Annotated in this window: 16 protein-coding genes; 12 read left to right on the top strand and 4 right to left on the bottom strand. The window is 60.0% G+C overall.

Annotated features, from left to right (window positions below):
• Window positions 1–241: 241 nt before the first annotated feature.
• From EOI86_RS13985 to EOI86_RS13975, 3 genes are all read right to left on the bottom strand, one after another.
• Entirely contained in the window at window positions 242–1279 is a 1038-nt protein-coding gene (locus EOI86_RS13985; RefSeq protein ID WP_127765794.1) for a PstS family phosphate ABC transporter substrate-binding protein, read from the bottom strand.
• A 289-nt stretch (window positions 1280–1568) separates the two neighbouring features.
• Window positions 1569–2783, bottom strand: a complete 1215-nt coding sequence (locus EOI86_RS13980) for an ATP-binding protein (RefSeq protein WP_127765793.1) — start codon at window positions 2781–2783, stop codon at window positions 1569–1571.
• Between the two features lie 120 nt (window positions 2784–2903).
• Window positions 2904–5165: an NADP-dependent malic enzyme gene (locus tag EOI86_RS13975; protein ID WP_127765792.1), complete on the bottom strand. Its 2262-nt coding sequence runs from the start codon at window positions 5163–5165 to the stop codon at window positions 2904–2906.
• Window positions 5166–5342: 177 nt separating this feature from the next.
• On the opposite strand from EOI86_RS13975, the gene mutS reads away from it, so the two are divergent.
• From mutS to EOI86_RS13935, 8 genes are all read left to right on the top strand, one after another.
• The gene (gene mutS, locus EOI86_RS13970) at window positions 5343–8051 is read left to right on the top strand and encodes a DNA mismatch repair protein MutS (protein WP_420810091.1); all 2709 of its coding nucleotides are present in this window, start codon (window positions 5343–5345) and stop codon (window positions 8049–8051) included.
• An 81-nt stretch (window positions 8052–8132) separates the two neighbouring features.
• A complete protein-coding gene (locus tag EOI86_RS13965) occupies window positions 8133–10931 on the top strand; it encodes a [protein-PII] uridylyltransferase (protein WP_240035673.1) in 2799 nt (932 codons plus the stop codon).
• A gap of 132 nt (window positions 10932–11063) precedes the next feature.
• Complete coding sequence (gene murJ, locus EOI86_RS13960; protein WP_127765791.1) at window positions 11064–12614, top strand: murein biosynthesis integral membrane protein MurJ; 1551 nt, start codon at window positions 11064–11066, stop codon at window positions 12612–12614.
• 193 nt (window positions 12615–12807) lie between these two features.
• On the top strand, window positions 12808–13827 hold the full coding sequence (trpS, locus tag EOI86_RS13955) for a tryptophan--tRNA ligase (protein ID WP_127765790.1): 1020 nt from the start codon (window positions 12808–12810) through the stop codon (window positions 13825–13827).
• A 162-nt stretch (window positions 13828–13989) separates the two neighbouring features.
• Complete coding sequence (locus EOI86_RS13950) at window positions 13990–14952, top strand: DUF2333 family protein (RefSeq protein ID WP_127765789.1); 963 nt, start codon at window positions 13990–13992, stop codon at window positions 14950–14952.
• A gap of 172 nt (window positions 14953–15124) precedes the next feature.
• Window positions 15125–15646 (top strand): universal stress protein, encoded by a 522-nt coding sequence (locus EOI86_RS13945; RefSeq protein ID WP_127765788.1) that lies wholly within the window; start codon window positions 15125–15127, stop codon window positions 15644–15646.
• Window positions 15647–15817: 171 nt separating this feature from the next.
• Window positions 15818–16375, top strand: coding sequence for a NifU family protein (locus tag EOI86_RS13940; RefSeq protein WP_127765787.1), 558 nt, complete (start codon window positions 15818–15820; stop codon window positions 16373–16375).
• A gap of 362 nt (window positions 16376–16737) precedes the next feature.
• Window positions 16738–17721, top strand: coding sequence for a glucosaminidase domain-containing protein (locus tag EOI86_RS13935; RefSeq protein WP_127765786.1), 984 nt, complete (start codon window positions 16738–16740; stop codon window positions 17719–17721).
• Between the two features lie 105 nt (window positions 17722–17826).
• On the opposite strand, the gene EOI86_RS13930 is transcribed toward EOI86_RS13935, so the two are convergent.
• The gene (locus tag EOI86_RS13930) at window positions 17827–18843 is read right to left on the bottom strand and encodes a polysaccharide deacetylase family protein (protein ID WP_161973833.1); all 1017 of its coding nucleotides are present in this window, start codon (window positions 18841–18843) and stop codon (window positions 17827–17829) included.
• A gap of 249 nt (window positions 18844–19092) precedes the next feature.
• Here EOI86_RS13930 and tsaB point away from each other — a divergent pair, with 249 nt between their 5' ends.
• The 4 genes from tsaB (at window position 19093) to EOI86_RS13910 (ending at window position 21793) form a co-directional block, all read left to right on the top strand.
• A complete protein-coding gene (tsaB, locus tag EOI86_RS13925; RefSeq protein WP_127765784.1) occupies window positions 19093–19902 on the top strand; it encodes a tRNA (adenosine(37)-N6)-threonylcarbamoyltransferase complex dimerization subunit type 1 TsaB in 810 nt (269 codons plus the stop codon).
• Between the two features lie 10 nt (window positions 19903–19912).
• A complete protein-coding gene (locus EOI86_RS13920; RefSeq protein ID WP_161973832.1) occupies window positions 19913–20386 on the top strand; it encodes a GNAT family N-acetyltransferase in 474 nt (157 codons plus the stop codon).
• Between the two features lie 295 nt (window positions 20387–20681).
• Window positions 20682–21107 carry a Ros/MucR family transcriptional regulator gene (locus tag EOI86_RS13915; RefSeq protein ID WP_127765782.1) on the top strand — a complete coding sequence of 142 codons (426 nt, stop codon included), beginning with the start codon at window positions 20682–20684 and terminating at the stop codon, window positions 21105–21107.
• Window positions 21108–21355: 248 nt separating this feature from the next.
• On the top strand, window positions 21356–21793 hold the full coding sequence (locus EOI86_RS13910) for a Fur family transcriptional regulator (RefSeq protein ID WP_127765781.1): 438 nt from the start codon (window positions 21356–21358) through the stop codon (window positions 21791–21793).
• Window positions 21794–21927 lie beyond the last annotated feature (134 nt).

Raw genomic sequence — 21927 nt, 5'->3', positions numbered from 1 at the left:
TTGGACCCTGCGCAGTGCTTCGCCAGAATTCGACCGACACTATCGTCGGTTACTATACTTGGCCGAAGACCCAAACCCATCTGTGACATTACCGGCGACAACTGTGCCGTTCAGTTACACACGTCCGATTGGATTGGGAACTTACCCCCAGAGGAAGGAAGCCGGCACGCGGCCCCCTCGGATACGCGGTGGAAGCGCCGGGCCGGTGCGTGTTGCGCCGGCCCTCACGCCACCAAGACTTTTAGAAGACGAGCGGGGTCAGACCCTTCGCCGCGCCTTTGTACTGTTCACGCTCAGCCTTCGGCATCGGAATCAGGCCCTTGTCAGCCAGATATCCTTCATCGCCCCAGGCGTTTTCGCTGGTGAATTCGGCGAGGTATTCCTCGATACCCGGAATGACGCCGATATGAGCCTTCTTGACGTAGAAGAACAGCGAGCGGGAAACCGGATACTTGCCGTCGGCAATGGCTTCGAAAGTGGGTTCGGACCCTTCGACAACCGCGCCTTTGATCTTGTCGGAATTCTGATCGAGGAAGGAGAAGCCGAAGATGCCAAAGGCGTTCGGGTTGGCTTCCAGCTTCTGGACGATCAGGTTGTCGTTCTCGCCGGCTTCGATATAGGCGCCGTCCTCACGGATCGCGTGGGCGATGTTTTTAAACGCCTTCTTGTCTTTCTTACGAAGAGCGGCCAGCGATTCAATCTTCTTCGCGCCGCCTTCCATGGCCAGCTCGGAGAACGCGTCACGGGTACCGGATGTCGGGGGCGGGCCCAGAACTTCGATCGCCGCGTTCGGCAGCGACGGATCAATGTCGCTCCATTTCTTGTTCGGGTTCGGGATCATGTTGCCATTGCCATCGGGGATCTCCTTGGCCAGCGCCAGGAAGATCTGTTCCTTCGTGATGTTCAGGTTCGCGGCGGACTTGGCATTACCGATGACGATGCCGTCATAACCAACCTTGATTTCGACGATGTCGGCGACACCGTTCTTACCGCAAAGTTCGACTTCGGACTTCTTGATGCGGCGCGACGCGTTCGTGATGTCGGGATGCTCGACACCGACGCCGCCGCAGAACAGCTTCAGGCCGCCGCCGGAACCGGTGGATTCAACGACCGGCGTCTTGAAGTCGGTGGTCTTGCCGAAGTTTTCGGCGACCGCGGTGGAGAACGGGAAAACCGTGGAGGAACCCACGATGCGGATCTGGTCGCGGGCTTGGGCGGTGCCGGCAAGGGCGACGACGCCGAGCGCCGTGATGGCGACTGTCTTAAGAAGAGGATTCATGGAGTGGACCCCAGAGTTTTGTGTGGATGTTGCGCCTGGTTATGAGCGGTCAGGTTTGGAAATGCGGCTCCAACTTCTCTTGTTCGCGTAGGCGCGCCACGAATTGTCGTCACATCACCTGCCGTTCAGCCCACGCATTTACAGCGTCAGCGCGACCTTCATATGTACTTTCTGTTACGGTTTTATTGCATTGGGGCCGGATTCGGCGCGACGCGATAAAAAAGATATTCGTCTATGAAAATCAGGTCGTTTTTTGAAATAAATGTAAAGGATAGGGGTAAATTCAGGATCATTTTCTCCAAACAGGCAAGGATACCGTAAAGGTGCTCCCATCCGACGGTTTGGATGTGATCGTCATCTTACCCCTGTGCCGGTTCACGATATGCTTCACGATCGCCAGACCGAGGCCCGTTCCGCCCATCTCACGCGACCGGGCCGCGTCCACCCGATAGAAACGTTCGGTCAAGCGCGGCAGGTGTTCGCGCGGAATGCCCTGGCCGTGGTCGCGGACGCTCATTTCAACCGCATTCCCGTTGGTCACGGCGCGGACCTCCACATTCGTATCGGGTTCGCCGTATTTGATCGCGTTGTCGATCAGGTTCTGCAGAACCTGGGTCAACTGGTCTTCGTCGCCGGCAACCGGGGGCAGGTTCGCCGGCGCGTCGATCTCCACCTGCATGCGGCGGTCACGTAGTTTGAAGGCAAGACCGTCGCTGACCTTCCGGGCAACCAGCGGCAGATCCACCTTGCCGCGCGGAACGCTATGTTCTTCCATCTCGATCCGGGACAGGGATAACAGGTCTGAGATCAGCCGATACATGCGATCAGCCTGTTCCTGCATGATGCCGAGGAACCGTTCCTGGGCCTCTGGATCGTCCCGGGCCGGGCCGCGCAGGGTTTCGATGAAGCCGATCAGGCTTGTTAACGGGGTGCGAAGTTCATGACTGACATTGGCGACGAAATCGGCGCGCAACTGCTCGGTCCGCAACACGGGCGTAATGTCCAACATCATGATCAGCGCGGCCGGTGAGCCCCGGGTTTCCGACTCCTCGAATTCCGCGGCGGCAACCTGATTGACCGGTTCAATCTGAACCAGATAGGCGCGTTCGACCGGGACGGGCAGTTCCAGCCGCATGCTTCTGCTTTTGCCCAACTCGATGGCCTGCTCAACGGTCGCGAGAAGGTCGGGCTGACGGAACCCATCCGACAGTTCGCGTCCGTTGATGTCTTTGCCGATCAGGGCGGTTCCCGCCGCATTGCCGCGCAGAACGCGCAGGTTCCCATCGACCAGATACAAGGGCGCCGGCAGGCTTTCGACCAGGGCTTCGGCGGCCGTGTGTTCCAGGGCCGCTTGCTTCAGCGACATCTGGGCAGAGTCCAACGAATCCCGGACCTCGCCCAGGCGTCGGCGTGCCTTGGCGTCGCGCTTGCGCATCGCGATCCAGGCGACAAGCGCCGTCGCGCCGATACCGATCGCCAATCCTGTCAGGAAGGTTTCGTTCACATCCGTTCCACTTCACATGGGCCAATAAAAGTCAGACCCTTATAGACAGACATATCGGGGCCTTGGTCCGACCTATCAGACATATAGGCCGAAGGTTACGGATTTTGGAAAGACGTCCCCTTACCGGATTGAATCGTACCCCGCGAGCGCGGCGATGCTGACGCAATCGTTAACGCTGGCGCCCAGGGGCACGATTTGCGCCGATTTCGTCAGGCCACGCAGCATCGGCCCCAGGATCGTGCCGCCACCGACTTCCTTCAGCATTCGGGTGCTGATATGGGCGGAATGCAACGCCGGCATGACAAGCACGTTGGCGGCCCCGGACAGGCGGCAGAACGGATACAGTTCCCGCATCTGTTCGGCGTTGAGCGCCGCGGTCGCCGACATTTCGCCATCATATTCGAAATCGACTTCGCGCTTATCCAGAAGGCTTACCGCCTCGCGAAGGCGATCATCGTTCTCGAGCATCGGATTCCCGAATGTGGAATGAGACAGGAAGGCAACGCGCGGCTCATGCCCCATCTTGCGGGCATACTCCGCCGCCTCCGCCGCGATATCGGCCAATTCCTCGGGCGTCGGCACCGTGTGGATATTCGTATCCGCGATGAAATACGTTCTGCCCCGCACGATCGCCACCATCAATCCCATGACGCGTTCGCCCGGCACCGGATCGATAATCTGGGTAATCGCCTCGTAACAGACCGAGAAACTGCGCGTCAGGCCGGTGACCATGGCGTCCGCATCGCCCATCGCGACCATGCAGGCGGCGAAGATGTTGCGGTCCTGGTTCACCATCCGTTGGCAATCTCGGAACAGAAACCCTTTCCGCTGCAGCCGGTTATAGACGAAATCCGTGTAACGCTTGTTCTCAAGCGAGACACGGGCGTTTTGGATTTCGATGCCGCCCAATGAACCAAGGCCCATTTGGGCGACCATATCCTCGATCCGGTTTTCCCGGCCGATCAGGACGGGCGTGCCGTATCCTTCGCTGCGGAAGGCAATCGCGGCGCGGATGGCGCGCTCCTCTTCCCCCTCGGCGAATATCACACGGCGTGGATTGGACCGGACCTTGTCGAAAATAAGGTTCAGCATCGATGCTGTCGGGTCGAGCCGCGATTTCAATTCCGACCGATAGGTTTCGATATCAATGATCGGCCGGGTCGCGACGCCGGAATCCATCGCCGCGCGGGCGACCTTTTCCGGCACGGAGACGATCAGGCGTGGATCGAAGGGGACGGGAATGATGTATTCCGATCCATAGCGCAGGCGCCGCCCACCGTAAGCCGCCGCCACTTCGTCAGGCACGTCTTCGCGCGCCAGTTCGGCGATGGCTTCCGCCGCGGCGATCTTCATCGCGTCATTGATGGTGGATGCGCGCACGTCGAGCGCGCCGCGGAATATATAAGGGAAACCCAGCACATTGTTGACCTGGTTCGGATAGTCCGACCGCCCTGTCGCGACGATGGCGTCCTGGCGGACCGTCTTCACCTCGTCCGGCGTGATTTCAGGGTCCGGATTGGCCATCGCGAAAATGATGGGCTTGTCGGCCATCGCACCGACCATGGCGGGCGTTACCGCCCCTTTCACCGAAAGGCCGAAGAAAACGTCGGCGCCCTCCAGGGCTTCCTGCAGCGACCGGGTGTCGGTCACCGCCGCATGGGCCGACTTCCACTGGTTCATGCCTTCTTCGCGGCCCTGATAGATGACGCCCTTGCTGTCGCACATGATGACATTGTCGGCGCCCATACCCATCGCCTTCACCAGCTCGACGCAAGCGATCGCCGCGGCGCCTGCGCCGTTCACGACCAGTTTGGTGTCACGGATGTTCCGACCGGTCAGGTGCAGGGCGTTGATCAGGCCGGCCGCAGCAATGATGGCGGTGCCATGCTGGTCGTCGTGGAAGACGGGAATGTTCATCACTTCGCGCAGGCGCTGTTCGATGATGAAGCATTCCGGCGCCTTGATGTCTTCCAGATTAATGCCGCCGAAGCTCGGTCCCAGGAAGCGGACGCAGTTCACGAATTCGTCCACGTCTTCAGTGTCCAGTTCCAGATCGATGGAATCGACATCGGCGAAGCGCTTGAACAGCACCGCCTTGCCTTCCATCACCGGTTTGGACGCAAGCGCACCGATATTGCCCAGGCCGAGGACCGCTGTTCCGTTCGTTATCACCGCGACCATGTTTCCGCGCGCCGTGTAGTCATAGGCCGCCGAGGGGTCTTCGGCGATCCGCAGGCAAGGCACTGCGACGCCCGGGGAATAGGCCAGCGACAGTTCGCGCTGCGTTGTCAGCGGCTTGGTCGGCGTGATTTCGATTTTGCCCGGCCTTCCGCTAGCGTGGAATTGCAACGCCTCCTGATCTGTAATGCGGTCGCTTGCCATTTTGGGGAACCTCTCCGAATACTTTCTGGGTTTGTTTTGCTGAATCAATAAAGCCGAGGGTGGCGTCCGGTTGCAAGATGCGCGTTGGATCGGTAGAGCCGGATATAGACATCCCATAGGCCTTCTTAGTCAGGCTTCAATTGTACACCGGAACTGAATGTGTAGTCTCCTCAGACCATGCCCGACGCCCAAGACCAACCGATAGACAAGACAAGCACGGACAAGCCATCCCAGGCCAAGCCGGCAAAAGTCACGCCGATGATGGAACAGTATCTTTCCATCAAAGGGGCCAATCCGGACTGTCTGTTGTTTTACCGGATGGGCGATTTCTACGAGCTGTTCTTTGACGACGCGGTCCAGGCCGCCGCCGCGCTGGACATCACCTTGACCAAGCGCGGGCACCATGACGGCCAGGACATCCCCATGTGCGGCGTCCCGGTGCACGCCGCTGAGACCTATCTGTCGCGGCTGATCCGCAAGGGGTTCCGTGTCGCCGTCTGTGAGCAGACCGAGGATCCGGCGGAAGCGAAAAAGCGTGGCGGAAAATCGGTCGTGGCCCGCGACGTGGTCCGTGTCGTGACGCCGGGCACCCTGACGGAAGACACATTGCTGGACGCGCGCAGCAACAATTACCTTGCCGCGCTGGCCATGGCCGGGCGTGGGATGGCACTTGCCTGGCTAGATGTTTCGACCGGGGATTTCCGTGTCCAATCGGTCGAGGAAGGCTCTGTCGCTGCCGTCCTCTCGCGCGTGCACCCGGGCGAATTGCTGGTGCCGAAACGCCTGACCGACCGGCCGGACCTGTACGACCTGTTCGCCGACTGGCGTGATGAATTGGCGGTGCAATCGGACAGTCTGTTCGATTCCGTCAACGCGGAGAAGCGGCTGAAGGAACAATACGGCGTCGCTGCGCTGGACGCTTTTGGGGATTACGAACGGGCGGAATTGAGTGCGGCTGGCGCCTTGTTGGACTATGTGCGCCTGACACAGGTCGGTAAGGTCCCCCGCCTGTCTCCGCCCCGGAAGCTGAGCGCCGGCGCGATCATGGAGATCGACCAGGCGACGCGGCGGAACCTGGAACTGACACGGACCCTGTCCGGCGACCGCGCGGGCAGTCTGCTGGAAACCATCGACCGCACCGTCACCGGCGGTGGCGCCCGGTTGCTGGCGAACCGCCTATCCGCCCCCCTGACGGACCGGCAGCAGATCGACGCGCGCTATGACGCGGTCGGATTCTTCCTGGAACAGGCCGGGGCGCGGGACGATTTGCGCCAGGTTCTGCGCGGTGCGCCGGACCTGGAACGCGCCCTGTCACGCATCACGGTCGATCGCGGCGGCCCCCGGGACCTGGCCGCCATCCGCGATGGGTTGGGCCTGACCGCCGGAATCAAGAATTTGCTGCAGAAGGCGGGGTCCCTGCCCGCCCTGCTTACCGAAGCGCATAAGGACCTGGGCGTCCACGATGTGCTGGTCGACAGGCTGAGCCGCGCCTTGGCGGACGACCCGCCGTTGATTACGCGCGACGGCGGGTTCATCCGGGCGGGTTATGCGCCGCATTTGGACGAGGTCCGCAACCTGCGCGACCACAGCCGCAAGCTGATCGCCGGTCTTGAAGGGCGCTACCGGCAGGAAACCGGGATCGAGGCCCTGAAGATCAAGCACAACAATGTGCTGGGCTATTTCATCGAGATTTCCGCGCGCCACGCATCGCGCATGGGCGATGCCTTCATCCACCGCCAGACCATGTCCAACGCCATGCGGTATTCGTCCCCCGAACTGGGCGACCTGGCACGGTCGATTTCGGAAGCGGGCGACAAGGCTCTGGCGCTGGAACAGGAACTGTTCGAGGACCTGATCGGAGAGGTCACGGCGCGGGTAACCGAAATTGCCCTGGCCGCCGCCGCATTGGCCGGCCTGGATTGGGCGTCGGCCTTGGCCGATCTGGCCGAGGAACGCCGCTATGCCCGCCCGAAAGTGACCGACGACCTCAGCTTCCGGATCACCGGCGGACGGCACCCGGTCGTCGAGGCGGCCCTGAACCGAGATGGCGAACAACCCTTCGTCGCCAATGATTGCGACCTGTCGCGCGACCGGAATCTATGGCTGCTGACCGGGCCGAACATGGCCGGTAAGAGTACATTTCTGCGCCAGAACGCCCTGATCGCCGTCTTGGCCCAATCCGGCAGTTTCGTGCCGGCGGAGCAGGCGGAAATCGGCATCGTCGACCGCCTGTTTAGCCGCGTCGGCGCGTCAGACGACCTGGCGCGCGGCCGATCCACCTTCATGGTGGAAATGGTGGAAACCGCCACCATTCTCAATCAGGCCACCGAACGCTCGCTTGTCATCCTGGACGAAATCGGCCGCGGCACGGCGACCTTCGACGGACTGTCCATCGCCTGGGCCTGCGTCGAACATCTGCACGATACCGCGAAATCACGCGCCCTGTTCGCGACCCACTATCATGAACTGACCGCCTTGGCGGAACGATTGCCCGCACTGGCGCCGCATTGCATGCGGGTGAAGGAATGGCAGGGTGAGGTCGTCTTCCTGCACGAAGTCGCGGCCGGGGCGGCGGACCGGTCCTACGGTATTCACGTCGCCCGCCTGGCGGGCCTTCCCGCTGCGGTCGTCGCACGTGCGGAAGAAGTGCTTCAAACCCTGGAACGCGGCGAACAGTCAGGCGCAGTGACACGCCTGATCGACGATTTGCCCCTGTTCCAGGCCGCCGCCCAGCCGAAACCCGCCGTGACGGGCGATGGCAGCGCCGCGCCCCCCCCAAATCCGGCGCTAGAGGTATTGGAAGGTCTCGATCCGGACGAGATGACACCGCGGGAGGCACTCGATGCGCTTTACCGGTTGAGTCGGATGATCAAAGGCGCCGACTAAGACCGGGTCTTTGCTTTCCCTTAACCTGTCCAGTTTAGAACGACTCTCGCCAAAATAGGTTGATTCCGTTAGGTTCCCCGCATGGATATCACAGGGATTGAGAAACGCCGTCAGTTGATAGATCGCCGCGCCCTCACGCAGGCGGTGGACGATTTATTTGCCGAAGGTCTGAAGGAATCCGCGCGCAAGCCAAAGCAACTCGCGCTCTACAAGGATGCGCTGGCAAAGGGCCAGACCGAGATCCAGCGCCGGTTTTTCGAGAACCATGACGGGGCAAAAGCGGTTCTGGCCCATGCCTATCTGATCGACCAGCTAATCCGGGTTATCCACGACGCTGCCGCAACCCATCTCTATCCCGCGGCCAATCCCACCTCGTCCGAGAAATTATCCATCCTCGCTGTCGGCGGTTATGGGCGCGGTGAACTCGCCCCCTATTCCGATATCGACCTGTTGTTTTTGCATGATTACAAAATGTCGGCCCGTGTCGAACAGGTGGTTGAGGAAATACTTTACACACTTTGGGATATGGGGTTGAAGGTCGGCCATGCCACCCGGTCCATCGATGACTGCATCCGCCAGGCCAAGGCCGACATCACCATCAAGACGGCGATGCTCGAGGCCCGCTATGTCTGGGGTGAAAAGGGCCTGTTCAACAACTTCCGGCGCGCTTTCAAAAAGGACGTTCAAACCGGGAACGGTTTCGCCTTTCTTGAAGCGAAACTGGCCGAACGCGACGCCCGGCACGAGCGAATGGGCGACAGCCGATATGTGCTGGAACCCAACATCAAGGACGGTAAGGGCGGGTTGCGCGATCTGCATACGCTCTATTGGGCGGCCAAGTTCCTCTATCATGTGGGGGATATTTCCGAACTGGTCGAGTTGAAGATTCTGACCAAAGCGGAAGCGAACCGTTTCGCGAAGGCGCAGCAATATCTTTGGACGCTACGCTGCCACCTGCACTACCTAACCGATCGGCCCGAGGAGCGTTTGACCTTCGATGTCCAGCCCGAGTTGGCGCGCCGCATGGGTTATACCGACCATGCCGGGACCAGCGGCGTCGAACGGTTCATGAAGCACTATTTCCTGATCGCGAAAGACGTCGGCGACCTGACCCGTATCTTCTGCGCAGCCTTCGAAGCAAAGCATCAGAAAAAGCCGTTGTTCAGTCTGTCCAAGCTGCTCAGCGCAAGCGAAATCGAGGGCTTCGCGAACGAGAGCGGGCGTCTGAACGAATTGGCGCGCGGCCATTTCCGGAAAACACCGGTCGACATGCTGCGCATCTTTAAAGTCGCGCATGAAAAACGGATGTCGATTCATCCTGACGCCTTGAAGGCAATTACCCGAAACTTGAAATATGTGAGTAAGAAGTTCCGGGAAAACCCGGAAGCCAATGCGATCTTCATGGATATTCTGACGTCGAAGGTGAATCCGGAAGGCACCCTTCGGCACATGAATGAATGTGGGTTGTTCGGAAAATTCATTCCCGATTTCGGCCGGGTCGTGGCCCAAATGCAGTACGACATGTACCACGTCTACACGACCGACGAACACACGATCCGCGCAATCGGCATCCTGAACCGTATCGAGAACGGCGAGTTGGCGGAAGACCATCCCCTGGCGACCAAACTGTTTCCGTCCCTTCATTCGCGTGAGGTTCTTTACGTCGCCGTCTTCCTGCACGATATCGCCAAGGGCCGCGGCGGCGATCATTCGGAGCTTGGCGCCGAGGTGGCCCGTTCGCTTTGCCCAAGGTTGGGATTATCGGACGAGCAGACCGAAACCGTTGCCTGGCTGGTTTTGAATCACTTGGCCATGTCGAACACGGCGTTCAAGCGCGACATCGATGACCCGAAAACCGTGATCGATTTCGTCGACCTTGTAAAATCGCCGGAACGCCTGCGCCTGCTGTTATGCCTGACCGTCGTCGACATCCGCGCCGTCGGTCCGAATGTCTGGAACAATTGGAAGTCCAGTCTGCTGCGGGACATGTATTACCGGGCCTATGATTTCATCACCGAAGGCCTGGACGGCATGGGGCGCAACAGGCGGGTCGCCGCGGCGCGCAGCGACCTGGTCAGGTTGCTCGATCATTGGCCCGAACACGAACGCGAACGCCATATCGACCGTCTGCCAGACGGCTATCTGCTGGCTTTCGACGCCGAACAATTGCTGCGTCATTCCGACGTGATCCGGGACGCGGAAATCCGCAAACAGACATTGGCCTTGGACATCCAGGTTCTCAGCGCCCGCGACGCGACCGAGATTACCATTTTCGCTTCCGATCATCCGGGCCTGTTCGCGCGCCTGTCGGGCGCTTTGGCGGTCTGCGGCGCCAGCATCGTCGATGCGCGGATCGCGACCTTCAAGGACGGCATGGCGCTGGACGTCTTCACCGTTCAGGATTCAACCGGTGGTGCGTTCAAATCCTCCTCCAAGCTGGCGCGCCTTTCCGTGATGGTCGAGCAGGTCCTCTCAGGCCGGGTAAGGCCGCTGGAAGAACTGGATCGGAAATCCTCCCAGATACCGAGCCGCATGGAAATCTTCTACGTCGCGCCGCGCGTTCTGTTGGACAATAAGGCCTCCAACACCCACACGGTGATCGAGGTCAACGGTCGCGACCGGCCGGCCCTTGTCTATCGCCTGACGACCGCGCTGTTCCGCTTGGGGATTCAGATCACCACGGCGAAAATTTCGACCTATGGCGAGCAGGTGGTGGACGTCTTCTATGTGAAGGACGTCTTCGGCATGAAAATCACGCACGAGACCAAGCTGAAGGAAATCCGCCAAGCCTTGCTGGACGTGCTGGAAATCGCCGGGCCCGGCGGCATGGTCGAGGGTCAGGACGCACCGCCAACCATATCCAAGGAGGCAGCCGAGTAACGCCTACCTGTGCCGTTGAACCGCGCCGCCTTCTGAGCGGACCCGTTAAAGCCTTCTGCTTGCCGTTCTTTCGCCTTCTTTTCGCCCTTTCCTCTTCTTAAGAGTTGGGGAATCCCGTAAGGACTTTCGGTTATGCAACTCGTCCGCTCCATCGCGACCGTCGGCGGCTGGACCATGACCAGCCGTGTCCTGGGTTTCGTCCGGGATGTCCTGATCGCCCAAATCCTGGGTGCCGGGATGGTTGCCGACGCCTTCTTCATTGCCTTTAAGTTTCCGAACCTGTTTCGCCGCCTTTTGGGCGAAGGCGCGATGAATGCGGCCTTCGTGCCGCTCTACGCTCGCCGGTTGGAGGGCGATGGCAAGGACGCAGCGGACGCTTTCGCCGCGGATGTGGCGTCGGTCCTGACGGCCTGGACGCTGGTTCTGTCCGTCATCGCCATGGCGGCCATGCCCTGGATCATGACGGTGCAGGCAGCCGGATTCCTGGACCAACCGGAAAAGTTCAACCTGACCGTGGAGCTGGCGCGGATTACCTTCCCCTATCTTCTGTTCATGGTCCTGTCGGCGATGATGTCCGGCATGTTGAACTCGGTCGGCAAGTTCGCCGCCGCCGCCGCCGCGCCGGTCATTCTGAACCTGGTGTTCATCACCACGCTGGTCCTGATCCACCGCCATGTGCTGACCTTGCCGGGACACGCCCTGGCCGTCGCAGTGGCGATCGCCGGCGCGCTGCAATTCGCGATGCTGGCCCATGCCTGCCACAAAGCGGACATCATGGTGCCCCTGCCCCTGCCGAAACTGACGCCTGGCGTGAAACGATTGCTGCTGCTGATGGCCCCCGGAATTTTGGGGGCGGGCGTGGTACAGATCAACGTCATGGTCGGCGACCTGCTGGCAACCCTGTTGCGCCAGGGGTCGGTGTCCTTCCTGTATTATGCGGACCGGGTGAACCAATTGCCGTTGGGTGTTGTTGGCGTCGCGGTCGGCGTAGCCTTGCTGCCGCTGCTGTCGCGCCAATTGCGGGCCGGCGAACACCGCGCGGCCATGTACAGTATGAACCGGGCAATCGAGGTTACCCTGCTGTTGACCTTGCCGGCGGCGACCGCGCTGATCGCCATTCCCTGGCCGATCGTCTCAACGCTTTTCGAACGCGGCGCTTTTACCACGGAAGCGGCACTGGCAACGTCGGAGGCCCTGCGCGCCTATGCGATCGGGCTACCGGCCTTCGTATTGATCAAGGCGTTGACCCCCGGCTTTTTCGCCCGCGAGGATACGCGGACGCCGGTCAAGGTGGCGATCGGCGCCGTCGCCCTGAATTTGATCCTGGCCGTCACGCTGATGCAGGCCTTCGCCCATGTGGGAATTGCGCTCGCCACCTCGATTTCCGCCTGGGCCAATGCGGGGCTCCTGGCCTTCCTGCTGCACAGAGGTGGGCATTTCGAGCCCGACTCGCGGCTGGTGCGTTCGGTTCCCCGCATCCTGCTTGCGGCGATTGTCATGGCAGCGGTGCTTTGGATGGGGGGCGATGTTCTGGCCGATTGGTTCCAAGGGGGCTTCGCCCGAAAACTACTCGCCCTGGCCGGTTTGGTTCTGGCCGGCGTCATCCTGTTCTTCGGGCTGGCCCAACTTGTTGGCGGCACCGATTTGCGGGAGGTCGCGCGCCAATTGCGCCGCCGCCGGTAAGTCCGGTCGGCCCTTGTCTTCTCCAAACGTGTGCCTTGACCGTCTTGGCCTCCGGTCGCATAAACCCGCCGGAAAGCCTGAGGCGGGCCGTTCGGACCGTCTTCATATCCTGGCCTTCGATCAACAATTGAAATGACGTGTTTCGGACCCTCCGGTTGGCGGACGGTCCGCGACCAGACGGAGCCTTTTTATCATGACCACCGCGACCAATGTGGAAAATCGGATCTTTTCCGGTATTCAGCCGACGGGCAACCTGACCCTTGGCAACTATCTGGGCGCGATCCGGAACTGGGCGGCATTGCAGGACGACTATGAATGCATCTATTGCCTGGTCGATCTGCACGCGATCACGCTTTTCCAGAATCCTGAGGAATTGCGCCGGAACACCCGCGAAGTCGCGGCCGGGCTGCTGGCCTGCGGGATCGACCCAAAGAAACATATTCTGTTCAACCAGTCGCAGAACCAGGATCACGCCGAGTTGGCCTGGATCTTCAACTGCGTCGCGCGGATGGGTTGGTTGAACCGGATGACCCAGTTCAAGGAAAAGGCGGGCAAGAACCGTGAAAACGCGTCCACGGGTCTGTTCGTGTACCCGAACCTGATGGCCGCCGACATTCTGGCCTATAAGGCGACCCATGTTCCGGTCGGCGAGGATCAGAAACAGCATCTGGAACTGGCGCGCGACATCGCCGCGAAGTTCAACAACGACTGGGAAAAGCCCGATTTCTTCCCGCTGACCGAGCCCTTGATTCTGGGCGCGGCGACGCGCGTCATGTCCCTGCGGGACGGCACCAAGAAAATGTCCAAATCCGACCCGTCGGATATGAGCCGCATCAACATGACCGACGGCCCGGACGCCATCGCCCAGAAAATCCGCAAGGCGAAAACCGACCCGGAAGCCCTGCCAAGTGAGGCGGAAGGCCTTGAAGGACGGCCGGAAGCGCAGAACCTGGTGAACATCTATGCCGCCCTGCGCGGTGTGGACGTGGAGACGGCCTTGGGCGACGTCGGCGGTAAGCAATTCTCGGAGTTTAAACCGATATTGTCGGATGTTGCTGTTTCTGTGCTGGGTCCGATCGGCGAGGAAATGCAGCGCTTGCTTCAGGATGTCGCAGAAATCGACAGGATACTATGCGAAGGGTCGGAACGCTCCCGCGCCATCACCAACCCGATCCTGCGTGAGGTTCGGGAAGTGGTCGGCTTCGTTCAATAGCCTCTTGCCGGTTGCGTTCCGGCGGTACCGCCGGTGCAGCAACGCCCAACCACGATCGTCCCGGCAAACTGTCCCGGACGAGAACGATCCCGCCGTGCAATACCGGTGTAAAAACCCGCTGGTATTGCAAGTGGCGGGGCGAGCCCACACGTAAGTCAGGTCATGATGGATAAAATAGCACTGGGCGAACGCCTGCGCGCGCTGCCCCGGCCGGAAGGCCGCGCCGCGCGATTTACGATTGGGACCGCCGCACTGATCGTGCTGGCGGCGCTGCTGTATTACCCGATCGGGATGATCATGGTGCATCGGATCGACGATGACACCTCTATCATCGCCGAAGCGCCGCAGGGCGGGTCCGAGGCGGTCGCGATGACGATCCGCATCATCGACCGGGAAACGCGCGAGAATAGCTGGACGCCCATGGCGCCTTTCTTCATGCCGTCCGCCGCATTGGACAACATGCCGAACTTCCAGACCGGTATTCGCGACGCGCTTTCCCGTTTCACCATCGAATTGACCGATCAGATCGGCAGGGTGCGCGGGTCCAGCGCCGCCGACACCGACCTCGAGGCGGCGACCGGCTTCCTGAAATACGCGCCGGACGTCTGGTACTACAATATTTCCGAATCCCTGCTGCCCCAGCGCAGTTCCGCCGAACAGTACCGCAATGCCGCCGATGCCTTGCGGAACTATAATCTGCGCCTTTCCGAAGGAAATGCCGTTTTCGAACGGCGCGCCGACAACCTGTTGGGAACGCTGGAGCGGTTTTCGTCCGATCTCGGCTCCGCCTCCGCCGCGACAGGCGACGCGCTGGAGGAATACTCGGCCTTCTCAATCTATGCGGACGACGTCTTCTACCACAACAAAGGGCGCCTCTACGGGTATTACATGCTGCTGAACGCGCTGCAGGCAGACTTCCAGAACGTCATTTCGGAAAAGGAAGTCGCCTCGCTCTGGGCGCAGATGTTGGCCTCTTTGCATGCGGCCGCGATCATGGATCCTTTGGTCGTCATCAATGGCAGCCCGGACGGTCTGCTCCTGCCGAGTCATCTGTCGGCCCAAGGCTTCTACCTGCTGCGGGCACGTACCCAGCTGAAGGAAATCATTAACGTTCTACTGAAATAGAACGGTTTTCCATCCCAACCTTTCGCTTCGGACAACCTGTCGCGTGACAGCCCGGCTTCTCTTTCCATTGCGCTGTTTCCCTGTGCTGGTAAATTGATAGCTACACAGGAAGCGTCCGGTGGTGAAAACCACGCCACGATGGGGGCTCGGGAATGGGGCAAGGAAGGGTCGCATGACCCAGACAGATAGCGGCAGCAGCCCGGCATCGGGTGACAGCAACGGGAAACCGGGTTCGGATCGGGTCTTCCTCGTCGTTGTAGACGAATCCGAGGAAATGCCGGTTGCACTGAAATTTGCCTGCAAACGCGCCCAGAAGACCGGCGGGCGCGTTGCCTTGCTGCATGTGGTCCAACCGACCGAATTCGTGCACTGGCTTGGCGTTGAAACCCTAATGCGTGAAGAAAACCGCGAACAGGGCGAAGCCTTGCTGCAAAAATACGCCGCCGAAGTGAATCGCTCGACCGGCCAGCCAGCCATCCTGCTGGTGCGGGAAGGCGACGAGGCCACGGAAGTCGCCAATTTGCTGCAGGAAGATAAGACGATTTCAATTCTCGTTCTGGCGGCAAGTGTCAGTTCGGAAGGCCCGGGTCCCGTGGTCACCCACCTGACCGGCAAGGAATTGAGTAATTTGCGAATCCCGATCACCATCGTGCCGGGCTGTCTTTCCGACGAAGAGCTGGATGCCATCACTTGACCCGGCACTGCACGGACCGATTACCCCCGATTCGCGGTAAATAAGTAAATTCGCAAGTTTATCCACAGGCTGTCACAGGTCTTGTGTCGCCCATCGGCAACAGAACAGGGGTTGATCCTTAACGATTCGTAAACCATCTTCCTGATCAAGAGATAGGTGGGATTTTAGGTAATGTTTATTCAAACGGAACAAACACCGAATCCAGCGACCTTGAAATTCATCCCGGGCAAGCTGGTGATGGAAGAGGGGACACTGGATTATTCCTCGGCCGAGGCCGCGGAAGGTGAATCCCCCTTGGCCGAACGTTTGTTCCAGGTCGACGGTGTGCGCGCCGTCTTCTTCGGCAACGACTTCATCACGATCACCAAGTCCGACACCGTCGAATGGTACGAGTTGAAGCCCGCCGTACTCGGCACAATCATGGAACATTTCACGGCGGGCCGGCCGGTCTTGTATGAGACCGCCGCCGCGCCGGAACCGATTTTCGATCAGGCAGACAATGACATTGTCCGCCAGATCAAGGAATTGCTCGACACCAGGGTGCGTCCCGCCGTTGCTCAAGATGGCGGCGACATCGTGTTCCAGGGATTTGAGCAAGGCGTGGTCTACTTGACGATGCGTGGCGCGTGCGCGGGTTGCCCCAGCAGCACGGCGACGCTTAAGATGGGTATCGAGAATATGCTCCGACACTACATTCCGGAAGTGTCGGAAGTACGGGCGGCACTCTAAAGCTCCGCCGTGCCCTGATCGGGCCATCCGCAGAAAGCGGGTCGAGACATATTCGCACGTTGCAAGGCGAGAACGCCGGCAACCAAGACCCTGGCAAAGACATTGATGAGTTATGCCATCTGGCTTTCGGGCCGGGGCATTTGCGGGACGCCGCGCCACAATTGGCCTTCACAGGCCACTGGGGCAAGCCACAGGGCGGCATCCCGGGTACCCGCGACAACTGGGGAGTGGTCGCGGTTAAAAAAATCGGATGCCCGGAGGGGCTGGTCGGATGAGGAGCCGGCTAGTGGAGCATCCCGGACCGTAATTTCGCCACAAAAAAAGGCGAACGGTCCGTTAGAGAGAGTGTAGGCGAGGGTCTAATGAAAGATATTCTCAAATCGGCCGTATCGGGCCGCGCGTCATGGTATATGATCGCTTCTGGGGCTATTTTGGCGGCCATTTTGGTCCTGAATCCCCCGGAAGGCCTTCAAACCAAGGTCGCGAAACCACAGGCAGTCGCGGTTGTCCGCGTGACACCGCCGTCATTGCCGAAAGCACCGGTCGACGTCGCTGCGCCGACGGTCGATCGGCTGATCGCCCGTTTCGACAGCATCGGCTATGATTTGTCCAAGGTTCGTGCCGGTGAATCGGGCGTACCGCGTGTCTTGCCCGACGCAATTCCGACGGATATGGCCACGATTGAACAGGTTGACCAAAGAAAGGCGACCTTCGTTCGCATGGTTCTGCCCATGGTTTTGGTCATCAATGAATCGATCCGCACCGACCGGGCCCGGGCGCTTTCCATGCATGACCGGCTGGACCGCGGCGAAGATTTGTCAGACCGTGAACACGCTTGGCTGACCGATCGTTTCAAGGAATACAAAGTCGACTTCGGTGACTTCCGTACGCTGCTGCGCCGGATGGATGTCGTTCCGCCGTCGCTGGCGCTCGCCCAGGCCGCGATCGAAAGCGGTTGGGGCACATCCCGCTTTGCGCGGAAGGGCAATGCCCTGTTCGGTCAGTGGACCACGGATCAGTTCGACGGAATCGTTCCGAAAGACCGCGAGGAAGGCAAAACCCATAAGATCCGCGCATTCCACGCGCCGATCGACAGTGTCGCCTCCTATCTGCGCAATCTGAACACGCACCGGGCCTACAAGGACCTGCGTCTGGCACGCGCCGATCTGCGCGCCAATCAGAAGCCGTTGGACAGTATGGTTCTGGCAAGCACGCTCGATTCCTATTCGGAAAAAGGCCAGGAATATGTCGGCTTGGTTCAGAGTATCATCCGGGTCAATAAATTGACCCATTTCGACCGGGCCCGGCTGGCCGATGCCCGGCCGCGCCTGTCTCCGCGTGCCTGATCGATCAACGCCAACGGTATGAATTGGAAATTGGGGGCTGCGCGCCCCCTTTTTCATGTCCGGCGCCCCCATGCCGGCCGGCCTGCATCGGGTCAGGTGGATGTGTTAGCGGGCCGGCACGTAATACTGCATACCGAACCAACGCCATCGCCCATTCGGTCCGGGAGCGGTGCAGTTGATCCGGCTTCGTCCCTCCGGGAAGGGCTCGGTGAAACGAATTTCGATCCGGCTCTCGCCCAGTTTTTCCAATTCCGTCAAACGCCCGAAGGAGGAATGGTAACAGGCGATGCCGTCCGCTTCGCTTTTCTTCGCCGGCAAGGTAAATCCGAAATTGGGCGGATTCTTCGTCAAAGTCGGGTTCGAGGGCAGAACATCCGTCAACGAAAGCGGCAGCGTGTTGATCACCTGCCTGAACCGGTCCGGCCCACCGAAAGACATGTTGATCGGGAACCGGGGCAGATAAAGCATGTCGGCTTCGGGATAGAGCGGCCCGGATTGCTGCCCAAAGGCCACCGTGTACCCCGCTTCCGAAACGACTGCCTTAACCTCATCGCTCGCTTCGCCGTAGGGATAGGCGAAAAACTTGGGTTTGGACCCGATCTCACTCGCGATCCGGAGCGTGGATTCCGTGACCTCTTCCCGGAGCTTCGCCACATCCGCATCCGCCATGTGGAGATGGCTGACCGTATGTGCCTCAATCGCGGCGCCACCTTGATGCATCTCCCTTAGGTGATCCCAGGTCATGATGCCCGGTGCCCCGGTATCGACGCCGGCCGTCGATACGAAGACCGTGAAGGGCAGCCCCGCGTCCCGGAATTTCGGCCAGGCAACGTCATAGACCGACCGGTATGCGTCATCGATGGTAATCGCTACGGCGCGGTCGGGAAGCGGCCTGCCGGCACGCAGGGCGGCGATCATTTCCGCCAGCGGCATCACCGCATAGCTGCCGGATTGAAGCTCCCTGATATGCTCGTCCAGTTGCTCCACCGTAACGCTGGTCGTGGGATACGCGTCCTCGCCGAACCTGTGATACATGATCACCACGCCGGAATTGGCGGCCTGAACGGCGGGCGCCCAAGCGGCAGGCAGCAACGCAAGAAATCCCGCAAGTATGAAAAGCATACTAGCGGTCCAATTGCGGCCTTGTCTTCGGCAGATAATGCGATGCCAAGATCGGCTTAAGTAAAAAGTATCCCTCTCCATAATAGGGAGGGAAGGGCAATTAGAGGTTTTCAGTCAAGCAAATCCTTAAATTGGCGTGTCTTTTCCGGCAGCATTTTCGGTTAATTCCGTCCGTTTTACCGTCTCGATCTTGCCTGGGATGGGACGATCGGTCACTTTCCGCTGCCTTGAAACCCGCTGGAAAAGCTGATGGGAAGATGCCCCTGTCACGACATGCCGGGCATAACGAAACAAGAAAGCGACCAAATGCGCCTGCTGGTATTGGATTGTGCCGCCAATGCATGCGCGGTGGCCGTCCTCGACAATGATCTGGAATTGGCGTCGGTTTCCGAACCGATGACACGCGGCCATGCCGAACGGATAGCGCCGATGCTGGCGGAATGCCTTGCCACGGCCGCGACGGATGCCGACTGTTTGGACGCGGTCGCCGTTACAATCGGCCCCGGCGCCTTCACCGGTATTCGCATCGGTCTTGCCGCAGCACGTGGCTTCTCGCTGGCCGCCGGCATACCGATTTTAGGGGTAAGCTGCCTCGCCGTCGCAGCCTCCCCTTTCCGCGGGCAATCGCCGGTCCTTGTCGCCTTGGAAACCAAACGGGCGGACTTTTACCTTCAGGCGTTCGACCGACATGGCGACCCGGCAACCGACCCTGCAGCACTGTCTGCCGGGGATATCGCCACCTACCTACCCGCATATTCGGCCATATCCGGTCCGGCTCTCGATGGCATTCCCGATGGTTGGCCGGTGGCGGGTGACGGCGCCGATCGATTGGTTTCGGAGGCGCTGGACGCGTCGCCGGGGCTGCATGTCGCCAACCCGCCGGAAACCAATAGCGCGGTGACCGCCGGCAGGATCGCCATGCTGCAAATTGCCCGGAAGGGCTTGCCCGACCCCACGGATACGGGGCCGCGTCCGCTTTATCTGCGGCCGCCGGACGTGAACCTCAAACCAGCCGTTTCACCGCTCACCGCCGCGCCGCCGCCGCGCAGCGATGCCTGAACCACGGACCATGACCATCAATACGCCCATAGTTCGGACCGCTTCAGCCAAAGATATAGAGGCCATGGGCAAGCTGTTCGAAGCAGCCTTTGACGAGCCTTATGGCGCCGCCGCTATCGCCGATTTGCTGAAGCCTCCCTCTGCCTGGGCCCTGATTGCGGAAACGAGTGACCCGGAGGGAATTTTGCCGGTCGGCTTCCTTATCGGCTCGACCGCCGCGGACGAGGCCGAGATTCTCTCCCTGGGCGTCTCCCCCGGGTATCGACGCAAACGGGTCGGCGTCGCCTTACTCAACTTTATGGTGCATCACGCCAAGTCCAAAGGGGCGGAAAAATTCTTTCTTGAGGTTGCCGCGGACAACGCGGCGGCAATCGCGCTGTACGGCGCGGCCGGATTCAAAAGAGTCGGATTACGGCGGAATTACTACAAAAGACGGGGGGGAATTTTTGTCGACGCGTTGATTCTACGGCGTGATTCGATCTGAGTCGGTACAGGAATACCAGTCTTTCCCGATAGACTCGTATGACTCGTCCGGCTTTTCTTGAAGACTCTCTAGAATTGTTGCTACAGTCGGTGGGCAATGTACTTGGGATGACCGATTTATTGTTGTGATAATACCTCCAAATCCGCCGAAATATGGCCCGTTACTTAAGAAAGCCAGCGGCGGAGGGATGCGGAAAAACGTGAATGGTCGATGAAAAAATACCCGGGACACGGCAATTGGGGACACAACTTTAGCCGCTTGCGTACTTTGCGGCGTTATTGAGGATTGATCGACTATGTCGGACTATGGGGAACAGAGTGCCGGTGCAGTGGATATGCTGGAGCTGACATCGCGGATTGTCGCGGCACACGTATCGAACAACACGGTCAGCGTCGGCGATCTGCCGAGTTTGATTGAACAGGTTTACACGTCATTGAATCAGGTCGGCGGTGAGGACCTGGGCGGCGAAGGTCGGCCCGCCCCGGCAATCCCGGTGAAAAAGTCCATCACGCCGGACTACATCATTTGCCTGGAAGACGGCAAAAAGCTGAAAATGCTGAAGCGGCACCTAAAGACCGCGTACGATATGTCGCCCGAGGAATACCGCGAGCGCTGGAACCTTCCCCCGGACTATCCCATGGTGGCCCCGAACTACGCCAAGCAGCGCAGCCGGCTGGCCAAGAAGATCGGATTGGGTACGCGCCCCCGTGCCGGTCTTTAAGGATCGGGCGGTCGTTGTCGACCTGAAGGACACAGCCGCACGTATATGACGCCGCCGGGCCCGGCCGCTGCCCTGAATTGATTACAGGGGATTGGCTGCCCGGTGCGTCGGTTTTTCTGCCCGTCGAAGGGTGGAACAGGTATTAGGGGCTGGACGAATAGGGCGTACCGCCCGAAAATAAGCGGAACGCAAACAAGGCTGCGCGCGAGTATGGGGGCAGCCGGGTCAGGCCGGCGACAGGGTGGTATATGAGTACTTCGGATGAGTTGAACCGCATCGAACAACTCTGTGTCGACAAGGGCCTGAAAATGACAGGCCAGCGACGCGTCATCGCGAAAGTCATCGCGGAATCCGATGATCATCCGGATGTCGAGCTTCTGCATCAGCGCTCAAGCGCTTTGGATGACCGGATCAGCATCGCGACGGTCTATCGTACTGTGCGCCTGTTTGAAGAATCCGGAATTTTAACGCGGCACGATTTTGGAGACGGGCGGTCCCGCTATGAAGAAGTCGCGGACGATCACCACGACCATTTGATCGACATCGACTCGGGCGCTGTGATCGAATTCACGAATGAGCAGATCGAAAAGCTACAGCAGACGGTAGCAAAGGAACTGGGCTACCGGCTCGTCGACCACCGGTTGGAGCTTTACGGCGTCCGACTGGATAAACCGGCCAAGAAATAGCGCCCTTGTGGCCATCTTGGCGCCTGACCACATATCAGTCATCGGCAGCCGGGAATTTGTTGCGATTCAGGCGTTGCGCTTTCGAGTACAACGCCCAATTAACCCAGCGCGGGCAAATGCCGGGGCCGCGATTG

This window comes from Hwanghaeella grinnelliae (genome assembly GCF_004005845.1).
GTDB lineage: Bacteria > Pseudomonadota > Alphaproteobacteria > UBA8366 > Aestuariispiraceae > Hwanghaeella > Hwanghaeella grinnelliae.
This window is presented reverse-complemented; position numbering and strand designations above follow the sequence as displayed.

Excerpts from the sequence above, each read along its gene's own strand:
- EOI86_RS13985 (WP_127765794.1), bottom strand. The coding sequence starts at position 1,279 with ATGAATCCTCTTCTTAAGACAGTCGCCATCACGGCGCTCGGCGTCGTC.
- EOI86_RS13975 (WP_127765792.1), bottom strand. The coding sequence starts at position 5,165 with ATGGCAAGCGACCGCATTACAGATCAGGAGGCGTTGCAATTCCACGCT.
- mutS (WP_420810091.1), top strand. The coding sequence starts at position 5,343 with ATGCCCGACGCCCAAGACCAACCGATAGACAAGACAAGCACGGACAAG.
- EOI86_RS13965 (WP_240035673.1), top strand. The coding sequence starts at position 8,133 with ATGGATATCACAGGGATTGAGAAACGCCGTCAGTTGATAGATCGCCGC.
- murJ (WP_127765791.1), top strand. The coding sequence starts at position 11,064 with ATGCAACTCGTCCGCTCCATCGCGACCGTCGGCGGCTGGACCATGACC.
- trpS (WP_127765790.1), top strand. The coding sequence starts at position 12,808 with ATGACCACCGCGACCAATGTGGAAAATCGGATCTTTTCCGGTATTCAG.
- EOI86_RS13950 (WP_127765789.1), top strand. The coding sequence starts at position 13,990 with ATGATGGATAAAATAGCACTGGGCGAACGCCTGCGCGCGCTGCCCCGG.
- EOI86_RS13945 (WP_127765788.1), top strand. The coding sequence starts at position 15,125 with ATGACCCAGACAGATAGCGGCAGCAGCCCGGCATCGGGTGACAGCAAC.
- EOI86_RS13940 (WP_127765787.1), top strand. The coding sequence starts at position 15,818 with ATGTTTATTCAAACGGAACAAACACCGAATCCAGCGACCTTGAAATTC.
- EOI86_RS13935 (WP_127765786.1), top strand. The coding sequence starts at position 16,738 with ATGAAAGATATTCTCAAATCGGCCGTATCGGGCCGCGCGTCATGGTAT.
- EOI86_RS13930 (WP_161973833.1), bottom strand. The coding sequence starts at position 18,843 with ATGCTTTTCATACTTGCGGGATTTCTTGCGTTGCTGCCTGCCGCTTGG.
- tsaB (WP_127765784.1), top strand. The coding sequence starts at position 19,093 with ATGGGAAGATGCCCCTGTCACGACATGCCGGGCATAACGAAACAAGAA.
- EOI86_RS13920 (WP_161973832.1), top strand. The coding sequence starts at position 19,913 with ATGACCATCAATACGCCCATAGTTCGGACCGCTTCAGCCAAAGATATA.
- EOI86_RS13915 (WP_127765782.1), top strand. The coding sequence starts at position 20,682 with ATGTCGGACTATGGGGAACAGAGTGCCGGTGCAGTGGATATGCTGGAG.
- EOI86_RS13910 (WP_127765781.1), top strand. The coding sequence starts at position 21,356 with ATGAGTACTTCGGATGAGTTGAACCGCATCGAACAACTCTGTGTCGAC.